Origin of the sequence: Paraburkholderia sp. A3BS-1L, assembly GCF_051125215.1 — a bacterium.
GTDB lineage: Bacteria > Pseudomonadota > Gammaproteobacteria > Burkholderiales > Burkholderiaceae > Paraburkholderia.
In genome coordinates, this window is record NZ_CP120444.1 from 391,277 (window position 1) to 407,547 (window position 16,271).

The 16,271-nt window shown below is 62.1% G+C and carries 17 protein-coding genes; 9 read left to right on the top strand and 8 right to left on the bottom strand.

Features of this window, described 5'->3' with window-relative positions:
- Window positions 1-23 precede the first annotated feature (23 nt).
- The 4 genes from P5W99_RS26905 to P5W99_RS26920 are packed head-to-tail and all read left to right on the top strand — an operon-like array spanning window position 24 to window position 3,655.
- On the top strand, window positions 24-812 hold the full coding sequence (locus P5W99_RS26905; protein WP_421027831.1) for an SDR family oxidoreductase: 789 nt from the start codon (window positions 24-26) through the stop codon (window positions 810-812).
- 55 nt (window positions 813-867) lie between these two features.
- The gene (locus P5W99_RS26910; RefSeq protein WP_421027832.1) at window positions 868-2,106 is read left to right on the top strand and encodes a styrene monooxygenase/indole monooxygenase family protein; all 1,239 of its coding nucleotides are present in this window, start codon (window positions 868-870) and stop codon (window positions 2,104-2,106) included.
- 23 nt (window positions 2,107-2,129) lie between these two features.
- Window positions 2,130-2,663 carry a flavin reductase family protein gene (locus P5W99_RS26915; RefSeq protein WP_421027833.1) on the top strand — a complete coding sequence of 178 codons (534 nt, stop codon included), beginning with the start codon at window positions 2,130-2,132 and terminating at the stop codon, window positions 2,661-2,663.
- A gap of 38 nt (window positions 2,664-2,701) precedes the next feature.
- Window positions 2,702-3,655: a SphA family protein gene (locus P5W99_RS26920; protein WP_434665206.1), complete on the top strand. Its 954-nt coding sequence runs from the start codon at window positions 2,702-2,704 to the stop codon at window positions 3,653-3,655.
- A 291-nt stretch (window positions 3,656-3,946) separates the two neighbouring features.
- Here P5W99_RS26920 and P5W99_RS26925 read toward each other — a convergent pair whose 3' ends face one another.
- The 4 genes from P5W99_RS26925 to antA form a co-directional block, all read right to left on the bottom strand.
- Complete coding sequence (locus P5W99_RS26925) at window positions 3,947-4,945, bottom strand: AraC family transcriptional regulator (RefSeq protein WP_421027835.1); 999 nt, start codon at window positions 4,943-4,945, stop codon at window positions 3,947-3,949.
- A gap of 97 nt (window positions 4,946-5,042) precedes the next feature.
- The gene (antC, locus tag P5W99_RS26930) at window positions 5,043-6,080 is read right to left on the bottom strand and encodes an anthranilate 1,2-dioxygenase electron transfer component AntC (protein ID WP_421027836.1); all 1,038 of its coding nucleotides are present in this window, start codon (window positions 6,078-6,080) and stop codon (window positions 5,043-5,045) included.
- A gap of 16 nt (window positions 6,081-6,096) precedes the next feature.
- Window positions 6,097-6,588: an anthranilate 1,2-dioxygenase small subunit gene (gene antB, locus P5W99_RS26935; protein ID WP_421027837.1), complete on the bottom strand. Its 492-nt coding sequence runs from the start codon at window positions 6,586-6,588 to the stop codon at window positions 6,097-6,099.
- A 3-nt stretch (window positions 6,589-6,591) separates the two neighbouring features.
- On the bottom strand, window positions 6,592-7,980 hold the full coding sequence (gene antA, locus P5W99_RS26940) for an anthranilate 1,2-dioxygenase large subunit (protein WP_434665209.1): 1,389 nt from the start codon (window positions 7,978-7,980) through the stop codon (window positions 6,592-6,594).
- A gap of 362 nt (window positions 7,981-8,342) precedes the next feature.
- Here antA and P5W99_RS26945 point away from each other — a divergent pair, with 362 nt between their 5' ends.
- The 4 genes from P5W99_RS26945 to P5W99_RS26960 all read left to right on the top strand — a co-directional run bounded on the left by P5W99_RS26945 (window position 8,343) and on the right by P5W99_RS26960 (window position 12,106).
- Complete coding sequence (locus P5W99_RS26945; protein ID WP_421027839.1) at window positions 8,343-9,479, top strand: muconate/chloromuconate family cycloisomerase; 1,137 nt, start codon at window positions 8,343-8,345, stop codon at window positions 9,477-9,479.
- Between the two features lie 28 nt (window positions 9,480-9,507).
- Window positions 9,508-9,798, top strand: coding sequence for a muconolactone Delta-isomerase (catC, locus tag P5W99_RS26950; protein WP_421027840.1), 291 nt, complete (start codon window positions 9,508-9,510; stop codon window positions 9,796-9,798).
- Window positions 9,799-9,874: 76 nt separating this feature from the next.
- Entirely contained in the window at window positions 9,875-10,810 is a 936-nt protein-coding gene (catA, locus tag P5W99_RS26955; protein ID WP_421027841.1) for a catechol 1,2-dioxygenase, read from the top strand.
- A gap of 261 nt (window positions 10,811-11,071) precedes the next feature.
- Entirely contained in the window at window positions 11,072-12,106 is a 1,035-nt protein-coding gene (locus P5W99_RS26960; RefSeq protein ID WP_434665214.1) for an SGNH/GDSL hydrolase family protein, read from the top strand.
- Between the two features lie 15 nt (window positions 12,107-12,121).
- Here the strand turns inward: P5W99_RS26960 and P5W99_RS26965 are convergent, their stop codons facing one another.
- The 4 genes from P5W99_RS26965 to P5W99_RS26980 form a co-directional block, all read right to left on the bottom strand.
- Window positions 12,122-13,195: an MBL fold metallo-hydrolase gene (locus P5W99_RS26965; RefSeq protein WP_434665217.1), complete on the bottom strand. Its 1,074-nt coding sequence runs from the start codon at window positions 13,193-13,195 to the stop codon at window positions 12,122-12,124.
- Window positions 13,196-13,346: 151 nt separating this feature from the next.
- Complete coding sequence (locus tag P5W99_RS26970) at window positions 13,347-14,039, bottom strand: RNA polymerase sigma factor (RefSeq protein ID WP_434665219.1); 693 nt, start codon at window positions 14,037-14,039, stop codon at window positions 13,347-13,349.
- Between the two features lie 17 nt (window positions 14,040-14,056).
- A complete protein-coding gene (locus tag P5W99_RS26975; RefSeq protein WP_421027845.1) occupies window positions 14,057-14,410 on the bottom strand; it encodes a cupredoxin domain-containing protein in 354 nt (117 codons plus the stop codon).
- Complete coding sequence (locus P5W99_RS26980) at window positions 14,407-14,949, bottom strand: DUF4142 domain-containing protein (RefSeq protein ID WP_421027846.1); 543 nt, start codon at window positions 14,947-14,949, stop codon at window positions 14,407-14,409. Before P5W99_RS26980 ends, P5W99_RS26975 begins: the two co-directional genes overlap by 4 nt.
- Window positions 14,950-15,646: 697 nt before the next feature.
- Here P5W99_RS26980 and P5W99_RS26985 point away from each other — a divergent pair.
- The gene (locus tag P5W99_RS26985; protein WP_421027847.1) at window positions 15,647-16,237 is read left to right on the top strand and encodes a hypothetical protein; all 591 of its coding nucleotides are present in this window, start codon (window positions 15,647-15,649) and stop codon (window positions 16,235-16,237) included.
- The last annotated feature ends 34 nt before the right edge of the window (window positions 16,238-16,271 follow it).

Below are 16,271 nucleotides of genomic sequence, written 5' to 3' on the forward strand. Positions count from 1 at the left end.
TCAAGAACATGGAGCAAGCCATCATGAATTCACTCGCAGGCAAAACCGCCATCGTGACGGGTGGCGCCACGCTGATCGGCGCGGCTGTCGCCCGGGATCTCGCCGCCGCCGGAGCCAGCGTTGCCGTGCTCGATATCGACGTTCAGAACGGCAGACGCGTAGCCGAAACGCTCGGCACCAACGGTCTCTTCGTCGAAACCGACATCACCAGCGACAGTGCGCTGGAGCAAGCTGTTGCCAGAACCGCGCGGCAGTTCGGCAGCATCGACATTCTCGTCAATCTGGCCTGCAGCTATGTGGACAACGGCATCCAGGCAGGCCGAAACGACTGGCTCGCCGCAATGAATGTAAACGTGATCTCGGCGGTCATGCTGGTCAAGGCCGTGCATCCGTATATGGTCAAGCGCGGCGGCGGCTCGATCGTCAACTTCAGTTCGATCTCGGCCGAGTGCGCTCAAACGGGGCGCTGGCTCTACCCGACATCGAAAGCCGCGCTCAAGGCGCTCACGCGCAATATGGCGATGGACCTGTCCCAGGACAGGATCCGCGTGAATTCGGTTTCGCCCGGCTGGACCTGGTCGCGCGTGATGGACGAACTCACGCATGGCGATCGCGCAAAGACGGACCGCGTGGCCGCGCCCTTTCATCTGCTTGGACGCGTCGGCAACCCGGAGGAAATCGCGCATGTCGTCACCTTCCTGTGCAGCGATGCAGCCAGCTTCGTGACCGGGGCCGATTACGCCGTCGATGGCGGCTATTCGGCGATGGGCCCCGAGCAGGCCGTGCCGGCCATTCCGAGGCTGGCTGAGTAAGACCCATCACTTCGCAAACACTCTTCCCTGACGTATCGACTTCGAGGTATTCGCTATGAGAAAAATTGCCATCGTCGGCGCCGGCCAGTCTGGTCTGCAACTGGCGCTCTCCCTGCTCGACCGCGGCTATGAAGTCACGCTTGCGACCAATCGCGATGCACAGCAAATCCGCACCGGCAAGGTCATGTCGAGTCAGTGCATGTTCAACACTTCTCTGCAAATCGAGCGAGATCTCGGCCTGAACTGGTGGGATGCGTCCTGCCCCCCCGTGGAGGGAATTGGCTTCGCGGTGCCGCATCCGGACCTGCCGGGCCGCAAGCTCATCGACTGGTCCGCGCGCCTGACTCGACCGGCCCAATCCGTCGATCAGCGCGTCAAGATGTCGGCCTGGCTCGAAGCCGTCGTCCAACGCGGTGCCGACGTGCGAATCAGCGACGTCGGCGTACCCGAAATGGAAGAGCTCGCAAGGAGCCATGATCTCGTGCTGCTGGCAGCCGGCAAGGGGGAGATCGTAAATCTGCTGGGCCGCAACGCCGAACGCAGCCCCTTCGACAAGCCGCAGCGCGCGCTGGCGCTGACCTACGTGAAGGGCATGACGCCGTCCACGCCCTACTCGCGCGTACGCTTCAATCTGATTCCGGGCGTGGGCGAGTACTTTGCGTTCCCCGCTCTTACCACGAATGGCCCGTGCGAAATCATGGTGTTCGAAGGCATTCCCGGCGGTCAGCTCGATTGCTGGGCGGGCGTCAAGACACCCGAGCAGCATCTCGAGACCAGTCTGGCCATTCTCCGCCAATATCTGCCTTGGGAAGCCGAGCGCTGTGCAAACGTCGAACTGACCGACCCCAACGGCGTGTTGAGCGGGCGCTTCGCGCCCACTGTGCGCAATCCCTACTTCAGGCTGCCTTCCGGCAAGACCGTGTTCGGCATGGCCGACGCGATCGTCGTGAACGATCCGATTACAGGCCAGGGTTCGAACAATGCTGCAAAGTGCACGAAGGTCTATCTCGATGCCATTCTGGAGCGCAACAGCGCTGCCTTCAGCGAGGACTGGATGCAGCAGACGTTCGACCGCTACTGGTCGTATGCGCAAGAGGTCGTCAAGTGGACGAACTCACTGCTCACGCCACCGCCGCCGCACATTCTCGAGTTGCTCGGCGCGGCCGGTCAGTTCCCAACGCTCGCCTCGACGATTGCCAACGGCTTCGACGACCCGCGCACGTTCTCGCCGTGGTGGTTTGATCCGGCGGCCTGCATGGCGCTGATCGATGAACACGCTGCGCGCGCCGCGTAACGAACACGAAAAGGAGAAAGCTCATGTGCAGCACGCTCGAACTCACCGCCGCGAAACCCGATGACCAGCTCAATGCGATGCGGCAATTGCGCAACGCCTTCGGGCAATATCCGACGGGCGTTACTGTCATCACGGCCGCAGCGCGGGATGGCCGCAAGATCGGTCTGACCGCAAACTCGTTTGCGTCACTGTCGCTCGATCCACCACTCGTGATCTGGAGTATCGGCAAGACTTCACCCAGTTGTGGGGATTTCGTCCAGGCGGGCTACTTCGCGATCAACGTGCTGGCCAAAGACCAGACGGAACTGTCGCGCCGCTTTTCGAAACCGTCGCCAGACAAGTACTCCGGTGTTGCCTGCCGTGAAAGCCTTGGCGGCACCATGGTGCTCGAGGGCTGCAGCGCGCACTTCGTGTGTCGCAACCTGGCGCAGCACGAAGGCGGCGATCACCTGATCTTCATCGGGCAAATCGAACATTTCGAAGCAGATGGCCACGCGCCGCTGGTCTTCCATTCCGGGCAGTACGGCGCAGTAGCCCGTAATTCAGAATTTATTTAATCGATTTATTTAGTAATACATATATATAAGGTGACCGCATGAAGCGCTCCGCGTCCCGCCTGCTGCTCTGCTTCGCTGTGTCTGGACTGATGCACACCGGATCGGCTATAGCGGGCGACCTGCCCAACGTCAATCTCGGCTTCACGAGCTTCCTCGATGGTGCACCGCCGGCGGGGCCCGGCTGGTATGCAACGCAGTACCTCGAGTACTACACTGCAGATCGTCTCAACGAGAATGCCGGAAACAAGGTCGCCTTGCCGAAGCAGAACGTCGACATCTTCGCGGGCCTGACGCAACTCGTTTATCAGTCGCCCTTCAAGATTGCTGGTGCGCATCCGGGCGTCGACGTGATCCTGCCGTGGGTGGCATCAGCCCACACCGATGACGGCATGGGCGACGTGGCGCTTAATGCGCGCACAGGGTTCGGCGATCTGCTTGTTGGGCCGTTCATCCAGTTCGACCCGGTAGTCGGCCCGGACGGACCGCGCTTTGCGCACCGTTTCGAACTCCAGATCATTGTGCCAACGGGTGCCTATGACGCAGGCAAAGCGATCAACCCGGGCAGCGGCTTCTGGTCAATCGATCCATACTGGGCCGCGACTGTCTGGATCAATCCGAAGTGGACAGTTTCCTGGCGGCTGCACTATCTCTGGAACGCCACGAATAACCGACCATATCAGGGCTTGGGGGATGGGGCAGCTTCGTCGCAGGCCGGACAGGCGCTGCACGCCAACATCGCCACGGAATACGAGGTGATGCCTGGTTTTCGAATCGGCCTCAATGGTTACTGGCTGCGCCAGATCACCGACATGAAGGTGAATGGCCAGAATGTGCAGGGGCAGCGTGAGGCGGTGTGGGCGATCGGCCCGGGGGCAATGTACAGTTTCTCCCGGCAGGACCACCTGATGTTCAATGCCTATTTCGAGGCGGATGCGCGCAACCGGCCCGAGGGAACGCGCCTGGTGCTGCGCTACGTGCATCATTTCCAGTGACACGCTTATCAAGTGTTCGCGCCATGCACGCCGGCTGGAGTCGAGTCTGCGGATATGGCGCACGCGAATGCTTGTAGAGGGATTCGCTAGTGCCCACCCCTTGGATCCCTTCCCGGCTGCTCAGTGCCACGCTGCATTGACAGTTCGCAAAATCCTGCTCGCATGTCCTGAAGCCGCCTCCACGCCATGCCACGGCGCATAGCTTGCCTCGTCAAGCGGCGCACGTCGCCTCGATGCCTGAGCGCGAGCACTCCGTCCACACTACCTTTGCTTGTCTCGAAGCCGGGCAATCTAACGTCTTGAAGCGCGCTTCAGTGTCTGCGATGGCGTTTCGCCGAAGAGTTGCTTGTAGTCGTTGGAGAATCGCCCGAGATGTGAAAATCCCCAGTTCATCGCGATTGACGAAACGTTGCGCTCCGAGCAGTCCGAGAGCATCTCGCGGCGTACCGCTTCGAGCCGGTGCCTCTTGAGCCAGGCCATGGGCGCAAGCCCAAAGTGCTGCCGGAAGCCTTCGAACAACTTGTAGCGCGACACGCCCGCAGCACGCTCGATGTCTTCGAGTGCGATATTTTCGCGTGCGTTGTCGTGAATGAACTGTTTCGCGCGCAACAAATAGTGCGGACATGAAGGACGCATTGCCTCGGCAAGCGCCTTCGAGTAGTTGTGGGGCTGAGCAAGCAGCAGCCCTTTGATCAGCGCCTGCTCGAGATCTCCTGCCATTTGCTGGTGACTGAGCAGCGGCCCCGCCTGCCCCATCTCGGCCAGCAGGAACTTGACCATGCGCCACCAGGCCGCCTGGTCGCCTTCGGCGGCATTCATCTGCGGCTCAAACGTCAATGCAGCGTCGAGCGGACGTTGCAGAAGTCCCTCAAGCACCTGACGCAGGGCCGGAATCGGAATCGAAACGATGATCTTGCGACAGTTGCCCATGATCGCAAGGTCCTGCGTCTCATGCGGCGACAGAACGAGCCCCCTGTCCTGGTCCGACAGCCACAGGCGGCCCTGCGCGGCGAGCTCCTGCTGGCCGGTGAGTGGCAGGCTGACGCTATAGCTGTTTAGCGGCGCATCATTGTGCACCGAGACGGTGACATCGGTGCCGTACTCCACATACCCCAGCGTGCTGGCCATGGAACGCATCACCGTTCCAGAATGATGGAATTGCAGTTCGTTCGGGCTGCGTACCTGCAGCCCATGGGGTCCGCAAATCGACGCCATCCAGTCCCGCGCGCCCTCAAGATCGCGACTCAGCGCGTCAATACCTCGACTGTCGTTGAAGGCGGGGGAAGGCATGGCGTTTCACGGGAGGATTGACGAATGCTCAATGGTAAACCACCCCGTGCCCGGACAAAATACCGAAACACCCCAAGGCGCTCCGGCATCAGCAGCGTCAGGCGGACGACTGCGCACTGTTGCTGTCCCCGAATTTTTCGTAGTAGAGACGGCCTTCCAGTTGTTCGCTTGCAAGCCACGTCTTGATTGCCTCAACCATCGGCGGCGGTCCGCAAACATACATGTCGAACGGGTTCGCTTCGAGCATCCCGCGGTCGAAATGCTCGGGAATGAGCCCCGTCTTGCCCTGCCATGCTTCAGAGGGATTCATCACAACGATATCGCATGCGAAGTGCGGAATGCGTTCCTCGTAGGACTTCAAACGATCTAGCTCGCATAGATCCCGCACGTTCGTCACACCATAGTACAGATGAACCCTCTGGCCACAGCCGCCCTTGTGAGCGATATCGTCGAGCATGCCCAGAAATGCGGACAAGCCCGTACCGCCTGCGACCATCACCAGCGCTCGCTCGACCTCGCGTAGATAGAACGTGCCCAGCGGCGCCTCGAACTCGACCGTCTGGCCCGGCTGGCAGCGCTCGCGCATATAGCCGCTCATCGCGCCGTCGGGCAGCAGACGGATCAGGAACTGGATCTGGTTTCCGTCCTCGGGACGGTGCGCAAACGAATAGGATCGCCAAACGTCTGCGCCCGGCACCTTCACGCGGGCGTACTGGCCCGGCAGAAAATCGAGCCGCCCGGGATGGGCACTCGCGTCCAGATGCAGGATCGCCGACGTTTCTGAAACCTGCTTCACGGCGGTGACCTTGCCGGTGAGCAGCGTGGTGCCGCCGGCGCTGCACAGGTTCGAATCGAAGTCGAAGTAGAAGGACGCATCGGATTGCACGCGCGTCTGGCAGGACAGGATCTTGCGCGCAGCGAGGTCGTCGGCAGACAGTGTCTCCTCGTCGACATAGTCCTGCGTATAGCTGCCCGATTCGCAGCGCCCCTGGCAAGTTCCACACACGCCCTCACGGCAATCGAGCGGGATGTTGACGCCATTGCGCAGTGCGGCGTCGAGCAGGAGTTCACCCGCCCGGACATCAAAGAACGCCGTCCTGCCATCGGCAAAACTGAAGGCAACCTTGTGGCTCATCTCGTGGCACTCCCGCTTACAGATGGTAGAAATCGAGCACTGCGTTGATCGTGTCGTTGAGCAGGAGCACGTGCTTGCGAGCGATTTTCCAGGTCTCGCCGGCTGGGCGCAGCTGGTAGGTGACGTGTCCGAAGAAGTGTTCGGCAGCGCCATGCCGGGCGTAGAACGTGGCCCAGTTGGCCTTGACTTCCAGCTCGCCGCGATCACGCTCCGAAATACGGACGTTGGTGATCTGGTGCAACGTGCGCGGCAGCGGCGTCGACGCCGCCGACTTTCCCGTGCGCAGGCGGAACACGCGATCCTCGAGCCCCGTGCGGTTCGCATAGTAAATGAGCGACATGCCGCGCTTCGGGTCGGTCGTGTACACGTGCTCGGAGTCCCACTGGGGTACGTGGAATTCGCTGTTCTCGTCGAAGAGGGCGAGGTACTCGTCCCAGCTCTGCGCGTCGCAGAGCTCGGCCTTTCGATAGAGAAACTGCTCGACTGATTGTTGCAGGGTGACGGACATGATTCAGGCTTCCTTCGTAACGTTCGACTTCTGTGCGAGCCCCTTCATGAGGTAGGTCTGCCACGCACCGTGCTGGTTGACGTAAAGCCCCTCGTGGGTCAGCTCCGTGCCGCACAGCACGGGTTCGATGCCGAGCAGGCGCGTATTTGCCGTCTCGCCTGCCACCCACTTGTGGTGTCCGCGAGAGATGTCGCTCCAGCGCTCCAGGCGCGCCTGGAAGCCGCGTTGCTGCTCGCGAAACTCCACGAGATCGTCCGGCGTGCCCATGCCCGAAACATTGAAGAAGTCTTCGAACTGCCGAATGCGGCTCTCGCGATCCTGATCCGATTCGCCCTTCACGCCGATGCACTGGCTGATGACCTCCGTCTTGTTCCAGGCGACCGGACGCACGATGCGAAGCTGGGAGCTGATCTGATCCATGAAGAACAGGCTCGGATAGATGTTCAGGTTGCGCAGGCGATGCATCATCCATTCGGCCTTCTGCTGCCCCTGTGCCTCGACGAGGCGCGGCATGACGCTGCCGTAGCCCGGACGCACACTGGGGTTCGGCATGTCGCTGAACAGCACGCTATGGCCGTTCCTGAATGCGAACCAGCCGTCGTCGGTCTCGGAATCGCCTGCGCCAAGCTTGCTGTAGTCGAGCGTCCCGCTCGTTGAGCCGCCGCTTTGTGCATTGGCCTCCTGACGGCGCTGCACCGTGGCGACGTAGTTGTAGTGCACCGTGCTCACGTGGTACCCGTCGAGGCCGTTTTCGTTCTGCAGCTTCCAGTTGCCTTCATACGTGTACGTGGATTTGCCCTGCAGCACCTCGAGCTCGCCGGTGGGAGATTGCGCGACCATCATGTCGAAGAAGATGCGTGCATCGCCGAGGTAGTCCTCGAGCGTGTCGGTCGCATCGGCGTCGAGGCTGATGAACACGAAGCCCTTGTAGCTTGCAATGCGCGCTTTTTTCAGGCCGCGCGAGGATTTGTCGAAGTCATCGCAGTATTCACCCGGCGCCTTGACCTTGACCAGACGTCCGTCGCTCTTGTAGCACCACGCATGAAAGGGGCAGGTGAAGGTCGACTGATTGCCTTTGCCCATACGCGTGAGGGTCGCGCCGCGATGCTGGCACGCATTGATCATCGCGTTGAGCTGACCGTTGCCGTCGCGCGAGATGATCATCGGCTGTCGGCCCGCGCGCATCGTCATGAAGTCGTGGGGCTTTGGGATCTCGCTTTCGTGGCACGCGTAGATCCAGTTCTTCTCGAAGATGAACTCCATCTCCAGGTCGAACAATTGGGGCTCCGTGAACATCTCCCGCGCAATGCGATAGACGCCCTCCGCCGGGCGGAAATCGAGGCATCCGCCAATGAAATCCTGCCATTGCGACGTGTTTTTCTCTGCACTCACGATGGGTTCTCCTCCTGCTGTTCAGCGGTCTTGCGACCGGGGTCTTGATGAACTGGATTGAATACCCGATTCGGTGCGGACGCTATCCACCTGGTCGCCGTTCGCTATCCGTTTTTTTTGCAGCTTTTTCCGCTTCGCTGGAAGCGTCTTCGCGACGCCGCACAACCGGCCCGGCGCCTGGCGTTTCGCGCCGCGCCGGAAAAAACGGATAGTGAGTGTCCAATAGACGGATAGCGCTCGCGCGGGCCCGGATATCTAATGCCGTCAGCGCCCCAACATGCCCATCGGGGCTACAGACACCAAGTTCAAGCGCCCGCGGGCTGATGTCCACCGGATTCCACGTACACCACTGATCTTCTGCCATGACCGCAACGACGATTGAACGTATCGAAACCCGCCTCGTCGATGTGCCGACGATTCGCCCTCACAAGCTGTCCGTCGCCACGATGTACGGGCAAACTCTGATGCTGGTGAAGGTGTATTGCAGCGATGGCGTAACTGGCATTGGTGAAGGTACGACGATTGCCGGCATGGCCTACGGTCCCGAAAGCCCGGAAGCGATGAAGCTGGCGATCGACGCGTACTTCGCCCCCGCGATGATCGGCCAGGACGCCACGCAAATCCAGGTGCTCATGGCGCAACTGGGCAAGCTCGTGAAGGTCAATCATTTCGCCAAGTGCGCGCTGGAAACCGCGCTGCTCGACGCGCAGGGCAAGCGCCTTGACGTGCCGGTGAGCGAACTGCTGGGCGGCCGCCGCCGCGAGCGTCTGCCGGTAGCATGGACGCTCGCTTCGGGCGATACCGCCAAAGACATCGCCGAAGCCGAGGCGATGCTCGAAGTGCGCCGCCACAAGATCTTCAAGCTGAAGATCGGCGCGAAAGACCTCAAGACCGACATCAAGCACGTGGCCGACATCAAGAAGGCGATGGGCGATCGTGGCGCCGTGCGCGTGGACGTCAACATGGCCTGGAGCGAGACGCAGGCGGCGTGGGCGATTCCGGCGCTGGCGGAAGCCGGCTGCGAACTGGTCGAGCAGCCGGTGGCTTCGCCCGCGGCGCTGGCGCGCCTCATGCGCCGTTTCCCGGTCGCATTGATGGCCGACGAAATCCTGCAAGGACCGGAAAGCGCGTTCGAGATCGCGAAGAACGAGGGCGCCGATGTGTTCGCCGTCAAGATCGAGCAAAGCGGCGGACTGTTCGCGGCGCAGCGGGTGGCGACGATTGCGGACGCCGCGGGTATCGAGCTGTACGGCGGCACGATGCTCGAAGGCGCGTTCAGCACGGTGGCGTCGGCGCACCTGTTTGCTAGCTTCGCCAACCTGCAGTGGGGCACCGAACTGTTCGGGCCGCTGCTGATCACCGAAGAAATTCTGACGACCCCGCTGGACTACAGCAACTTCGAGCTGACGGTGCCGAACGGCCCGGGCCTGGGGATCGAACTGGACGAAGCGAAGGTCAAGCGCTTTACCCGTGACGGCTTCATGAAAGCCACCAAATAATCTGGATACCTGATAAACGGAATTGACGATGCTTTTCCACGTACGCATGGATGTGAACATCCCGGCCGACATGCCCGCCAATGTCGCCAGCGAAATCAAGGCGCGCGAAAAGGAGTACTCGCAGGAGTTGCAGCGCAGCGGAAAGTGGCGCCATATCTGGCGTCTTGTCGGCGAGTACGCGAACTACAGCATCTTCGACGTGGGGAGCAACGCGGAGCTCCACGACCTCCTGAGCGCTTTGCCGCTGTTCCCGTACATGGAGATTGAAGTAACCCCGTTGTGTCGCCATCCGTCGTCGGTCCGTGACGGCGACGCGTGAACCGGAAATGCTGATGTTTTAAAGGATGCCCCTGCTCACCCGCGCCACCCCCCAATACCAACTGGAGACAGTCATCATGAGCGTGAAAGTATTCGAAACCAAGGAAGTTCAGAATCTGCTGAAGGCCGCCACAAACATTGACGGCAACGACGGAAACACACGTTTCAAGCAGATCGCCCACCGTCTACTGGGCGATCTCTTCAAGGCCATCGACGATCTCGACATTTCGCCCGACGAAGTCTGGACCGGCATCAATTATCTGAACAAGCTCGGCCAGGACGGTGAAGCGGCCCTGCTGGCCGCAGGCCTTGGTCTGGAAAAATATCTCGACATCCGCATGGACGCCTCGGACAAGGCGATCGGCATTGACGGCGGTACACCTCGCACTATCGAAGGTCCGTTGTATGTGGCGGGCGCGCCCCTGCGCGATGGCGTTTCGAGGATCGACATCAATCCCGACGCCGATGCGGGTCCGCTCATCATCCACGGCACCGTCACCGGTCCGGATGGCAAGCCGGTCGTTGGCGCCGTGGTCGAATGCTGGCACGCGAATTCGAAGGGCTTCTACTCGCACTTCGACCCGACGGGCGCGCAAAGCGACTTCAACCTGCGCGGCGCAGTGAAGACCGGCGCCGACGGCAAGTACGAATTCCGCACGCTGATGCCTGTCGGCTATGGCTGTCCTCCCCAAGGGGCGACTCAGCAACTCCTCGACGAAATTGCCCGTCACGGCAATCGTCCTGCGCACGTGCACTTCTTCGTCACCAGCGACAGCCACCGCAAGCTCACGACGCAGTTCAACATCGAAGGCGATCCGCTGATCTGGGACGACTTCGCCTACGCCACGCGTGAGGAACTGATTCCTCACGTCGTCGAGAAAACCGGTGGTACGGCATTGGGCCTGAAGGCCGACACGTACAAGGACATCGAATTCAACATTTCCCTGAGTCCACTGGTCCAGGGCAAGGATAACCAGATCGTCAATCGCCTTCGCGCTTCGGCCACAGCGTAATGGGTCGACCCGGCGGCAGAGCCGCAACGCTGCCGCCGGTCAGTGTGGTGGATTGGCCGCTGCTACCCGCGAGACGCGTGCTAGCTGCAAGCACCAGTTCGAGAGCCTCATTGATCAAGCGCATTCACGAAAGCGGCTATAGGGGACAAATAAACGAATGACGAAAAAATCTCCGCCTGTGGAGCGGGCACCCTTTTTGCCTCTTCCCCCTGCGCGAGCCCGCCATGCGGGCATGGCCGCCTTGTGCGGCGAGGAGGCGCGATGCAACGAACCCGCAACAACCTGCGCGGTGTAACTTCTGCAATAACCTCGACAATCCTGCTTGCACTGCTTTGCGCGTGCGGCGGCGGTGGAGGCGGCAACAGCCCAGCCCCCAGCGCAGCTCCCCCGCCCGGCGGCGTGCATCTGCAAATCGTCTCTTTCGGCGACAGCCTTTCCGATGTCGGCACCTATGCGCCAATAGCCAGCGCGGTGGGCGGCGGCCGCTTCACGACCAATCCCGGCCAGGTGTGGACGCAAAACGTTGCGCAGTATTACGGCGACAACCTGAGCGCGGCGTACACGATCGGCATCGACCACCGGCTCAGCGCGCAAAGCGGTTTGGGCTACGCGGAAGGCGGCTCCACCGTGGCCACGCCGGCCAACCAGTACGACTTTCTCTCCAACGTGATCGGCAACGTCGAAATGCCCGTGACTCAGCAGGTTTCGAGCTACCTGTCCGCGCATGGAAATTTCAACGCCAATCAACTGGTGCTGGTCTGGGCCGGCTCAAATGACGTGCTGCGCGCCGGCACGCCACCTGCCGCCAATGCGACCGTGGACCAGGCCGCCAGCACGCTCGCCCAGATCGTCGCGCAGATCGTCCAGAGCGGCGCCACGCACGTCGTGGTGGTCAACGTGCCGAACGTGGGCCTCTCGCCCAAGGGCATCGCCGAGGCCGACCACGGCGCGAACCTCACCCAGCTGTCGCAACGCTTCAACACGACATTGAACGCCGCGCTGCAAAGCAATGGCCTGCAAGGCAAGGTCATCGAGATCGATTCGTACACGTGGGCCACGCAGTTGATCGCCAATTACCAGGCGAACGGCTTCACGGTGTCCAACACCGCGCAGGCCTGCGATCCCGCGAAAACGCCTGACGACACCGCGCTGCTATGCTCGCCGAACACCTACGTCACGCCCAATGCGGACCAGACCTATATGTTCGCCGACGATCTCCATCCGACCACGCGTATGCACGCCCTGTTCGCGCAATTCGTCGAGCAGCAGATCGCCAGGTCGGGGCTGGGGCATTGAACGGCGCAACGGGGGTTAAACGCTGTCCGTCGCAACCGGCAAGCCTTCGGCCTTCCAGCGCAGCATGCCGCCCGCGAGGTTGGCGACCTTGCCGAAGCCGGCCTTGCCCAGCAGCACGCTCGCCTGCGCCGAGCGCACGCCCGAGCGGCACACCGCCACCACGGGCCGCTCGCGGTCGAGTTCATCGAGCCGGCCCATCAACTGCGAAAGCGGCACCAGCGTCGCGCCTTGCAGATGGCCGAGACGATCGATAAATTCCGGCACCTCGCGCACGTCGACGATCTGGAAATCGGCGGCATGCTCGAGCAGCGCCATGGGCTCGATTTCCCATACGCCGCTAAAGCGCAAGGTCAGCGGCGCCCAGTCGGGCGTCTCCATCGCCGCCTGTGCCTCGCCCTCCGGCTTTCCGCAGCGCAGGTTGGCGGGCACCGCCACGGCCATCTGCTTCGGATGCGGCAAGTTCAGGTTGTCCATGTAGCCCGCGAAATCGCCGAGATCCACGTCGCCACCCAGGCGCGGATTGAAGCGCCGCTCCTCCGCCACGCTCGTGACCGTAATGCCGCGATAGTCGTGCCCGGGGTAAAGCAGGCAGTCGCCGGGCAGCGTCAGGATCTGCTCGCGCACCGACGCAAACAGTTGCTGCGGACTGCCGCCCTGGAAATCGGTGCGGCCACAGCCGCGAATCAACAGACTGTCGCCGGTGAAAGCCATGCTCTCGTCGTCGAGCACATAGGTCAGGCAGCCGCTCGTATGCCCCGGCGTTGCGCGCACGCTCAAATAGCGCTTGCCGAACGCCACGCGGTCGCCATGCTGCAGTGGACGCGTCACGCCCTCGGCATGCACCGTGGCCGCAAGCGCGATCTCGCTGCTGCAGCGCTGGCGCAAGCGCCACGCGCCGGTCACATGGTCGGCGTGCACATGGGTGTCGAGCGTCACCTGCAAGCGCAGGCCCAGTTCCTGCAACAGCGCGAGATCGCGCGGCACCTGCTCGTAGACGGGGTCGATCAGCAGCGCCTCGCCGCTTTCGACATCGCCAAGCAAGTAGGTATAGGTAGACGAAACGGAGTCGAATAGCTGGCGAAAAATCATCGCGGACCTCGCGGAGGAGAAAGGCATGACGCTGGCCGGCTGGCGCGCACGTGTGAATTCTCCGCCGATTTTCGCAGACGCGGACGCTCATCGGTCAAGCGTGCGTGTTCGACAACGCACGCATCGACCCATGCATTGATTCACTGCGCCGCTAGATCCGGCCCAGCTGCGCGAGCACGGCGGCAACGATGCGGTCGCAGCACGAGCCGCCAAATTCGAACAGCGCCGGCCCCAGCCGATCGACATCTTCTGCCAGTGCGTCGCGCAACATCTGGCGGGCCCGGAAATGGCGGCTGCGCACCGTGGCCTCGGGGATGCCCAGGCACTGCGCCGTTTCCTCGATGCTCATCTCCTCGACCGAGCGCAGCACGAAAACCGTGCGAAATCCCACCGGCAGCGCATCGAGCTTGCGCTCCAGCAGCGCGCGGATCTCGGCGCGGGAGGCCGCCTGGTCGGGGGCAACATCGTCGTGAGCGTTGATCGGGTCCATATCGAAAGCCATCTGCTCGTCGTCGGCGCAATGCACAAGCGTGGGCATCAGGTGCTGGCGGCGGGCCTCGCGGCGCATCCGCGCGAAGCACTCGTTGAGCACGAGGCGCGAGAGCCACGTCGCGAGCGCGGCATCGCCGCGAAACTGCCCGAGCGCCCTGAACGCCTTCAGATACGCGTCCTGCAATGCGTCTTCCGCTTCGGCGTCGTTGCGCAGCGTGGCGCGCGCGAGCCGGAACAGGCGGCGGTTATGGCGGCGCATCAACAACTCGAAGGCCGCGAGATCGCCAGCCACGACGCGGCGCACGATATCCGCGTCGGCATCGTCCAATGCGCTCACGTGCGAGTCCGGCATTGCAGTTCCTCGTTCCATCATGGTTTCGGCTCGACAATCAGTGTGCCACGCATAGCCGGATGAAACAGGCACTGGTACGGGTACGAGCCGGGCGTGCTTGCAACGTATCGCCACGACGCGCCAGGCGCGATGCTGCCCGAATCGAAGATCTTCGTCCGCGCGCTCGCCGTATGGGCCACGAGGTCCTGGTTGACCCACACGATACGCTCGCCGCGATGCACTTTCACGATTGGCGGGCTAAAGCGCATTTGCGCGATCGCCACCACGTGATCGCCTGCGGCGGCGGCCCCGGCGAAGGCCATCGGCGCGAGCGCGCAAATCCCGCAAGCGCCGACTCGAGCAAACCGGCGGACAATCGGCAGCCGGTTCATTGCGCTCTCGCCATGGCAGCCTGCACGTGCTTCGCGTGGTCGAGATGCGCGACGAACGCAGGCCGCACCTTCACCAGCAGCGCTTTCAATTCAGCGTTTTGCGCGCCGGGAATGAGTGTCTTGTCGAGCGCATCGATTACCTGCTCGTGATAGCTCACCTCGTGATCGATATAGGCACGGTCGAATTGCGCGCCGTGCAACGACCGAAGATTCGCAATATTGGCTTTGCCGCCCTGTTTGAGGCTGTCACTGGTCGGATTGTCTTGCGGCGTCACGCCGAGCTTGTGCACGAGGTCGACGGCCGCCTGGTTCACGCTCGTGTGATCGGCGACCATGCGCTGCGCGAACGCCTGAACCTCCTGCGAATGGGTTTTCGATTCGGCGAGCTTGCCCGCGTCGATATCGGTCTGATTCGCGGCCACGACGATGGCGGCAATCTGGGGATCGGTCGGGCCCGCACTCTGCGCCCGCACCAGCGCGGGCGCGCATGAAAATGCCAGTGCAAACCCGGTGCACAACAACCTGCCTGCGATTTTCATGTGTCTCTCCTCGAAATGGTCAATGGCCGGGACTTTCCCAGCTTTCGAGGAAATAGATGTCACGAACCGAAGCGCTGTTCCCGGTCTATGAACAGGCAGCCCCACGCATGGGTACGGCACATGCATACTAAAAAAACGCGCGATGCAACCGTTCAAGTAACACTTCCAAAACGCATATGTGCGGTAGGTAACAGCTGCGGTTGACTCGCTGTGGGAAATCACCCATATTTTCCTCACCAGCGGCGGCGCACGGACCAACGCCTCCGCTTTCTCGCACATGCAGATCGTGGCTTCAGCGACGCCTCGCCGATCGCTTCGACGACGATTCTGAACATGCCGAACGGCATCGGCATATCGGTGGAGCATCAATATGTCCACTCAGATTTCACGTGACCCGAGTTTTCGCCCGGCGTGCAGGCGCTGCGGCGGCGTGCTCCACGATGACGTCGACCTTTGCCCTTACTGCGGCGTGAATCATCCACTCGACAGGATTGCGTTGGATGCGCGCGCGAGAATCATGCCGGGCGCTCCTGGCCCCCTGGCGGCGGGCCCGCCCGCGCCTGCGGCGACGAAGCGCGCACCCGCGGGCGAGCCTGCACCCGATCATGCAGCAGTAAAGCCCGAATACCAGGACGGACCGCCCGGACCCGGGACGCCATCCTGGTTCATCCCGCGCTGGATCTTTACGAAAGGCTTGTTGCTCGCCGGCATTTTTCTCGCCATCGCCTACGCGGCGCATCTTCTGGTCGCCGAGATCCGCAAGCCCGACAGTGCCGTTGACGAACAAACCGCACATGCTTCCGGCGGCCCCATTGTTCATGACGCACTCGCGCAACAAGCGAGTGTGCTGCCCACGGCTGCCGATACGGGATCGCAATCCGCCACGACAAAACCGCAAGTCATGTCTTCGTTCACGGATATATCCGACAATCCACGCGACCAGCGGCGCGACAGTGCGTTGCGAATCGCAGAGCAATGCGCGTCGGAGCATGTCTGGGGTTGCGTGCGGCAAAAGGCATCGGAAGCGCTCGCGATCGATTCGAACAGCCAGCGCGCGCGAGCGTTGATGGAACGCGTCATCCTCGCCACGGGCTGGAAACCGCTGAGCCCACCGAATCCGCCGGGTGCGCCCAACGCCAACGCCATGGCGTCCGCCGCGACTCCATCTGCTGCCGCCCACGCCGCCAGTCCGGCCAGCAATAAAAATAACAACAGCGTCGATACGCAGCAGCGAGCGATCGTGCAAGATGGCTGGAAACGCCCGGCGCCGGCAAATGGCGCGCATTGAGCAGGATTCCATATCATATTGAACGTCTGTTGGT

Coding starts and splice junctions, on each gene's coding strand:
- catA (WP_421027841.1), top strand. CDS start 9,875: ATGAGCGTGAAAGTATTCGAAACCAAGGAAGTTCAGAATCTGCTGAAG.
- P5W99_RS26910 (WP_421027832.1), top strand. CDS start 868: ATGAGAAAAATTGCCATCGTCGGCGCCGGCCAGTCTGGTCTGCAACTG.
- P5W99_RS26975 (WP_421027845.1), bottom strand. CDS start 14,410: ATGAACCGGCTGCCGATTGTCCGCCGGTTTGCTCGAGTCGGCGCTTGC.
- antB (WP_421027837.1), bottom strand. CDS start 6,588: ATGTCCGTCACCCTGCAACAATCAGTCGAGCAGTTTCTCTATCGAAAG.
- P5W99_RS26945 (WP_421027839.1), top strand. CDS start 8,343: ATGACCGCAACGACGATTGAACGTATCGAAACCCGCCTCGTCGATGTG.
- P5W99_RS26965 (WP_434665217.1), bottom strand. CDS start 13,195: ATGATTTTTCGCCAGCTATTCGACTCCGTTTCGTCTACCTATACCTAC.
- P5W99_RS26920 (WP_434665206.1), top strand. CDS start 2,702: ATGAAGCGCTCCGCGTCCCGCCTGCTGCTCTGCTTCGCTGTGTCTGGA.
- P5W99_RS26915 (WP_421027833.1), top strand. CDS start 2,130: ATGTGCAGCACGCTCGAACTCACCGCCGCGAAACCCGATGACCAGCTC.
- P5W99_RS26970 (WP_434665219.1), bottom strand. CDS start 14,039: ATGCCGGACTCGCACGTGAGCGCATTGGACGATGCCGACGCGGATATC.
- antC (WP_421027836.1), bottom strand. CDS start 6,080: ATGAGCCACAAGGTTGCCTTCAGTTTTGCCGATGGCAGGACGGCGTTC.
- P5W99_RS26980 (WP_421027846.1), bottom strand. CDS start 14,949: ATGAAAATCGCAGGCAGGTTGTTGTGCACCGGGTTTGCACTGGCATTT.
- P5W99_RS26905 (WP_421027831.1), top strand. CDS start 24: ATGAATTCACTCGCAGGCAAAACCGCCATCGTGACGGGTGGCGCCACG.
- catC (WP_421027840.1), top strand. CDS start 9,508: ATGCTTTTCCACGTACGCATGGATGTGAACATCCCGGCCGACATGCCC.
- P5W99_RS26925 (WP_421027835.1), bottom strand. CDS start 4,945: ATGCCTTCCCCCGCCTTCAACGACAGTCGAGGTATTGACGCGCTGAGT.
- P5W99_RS26960 (WP_434665214.1), top strand. CDS start 11,072: ATGCAACGAACCCGCAACAACCTGCGCGGTGTAACTTCTGCAATAACC.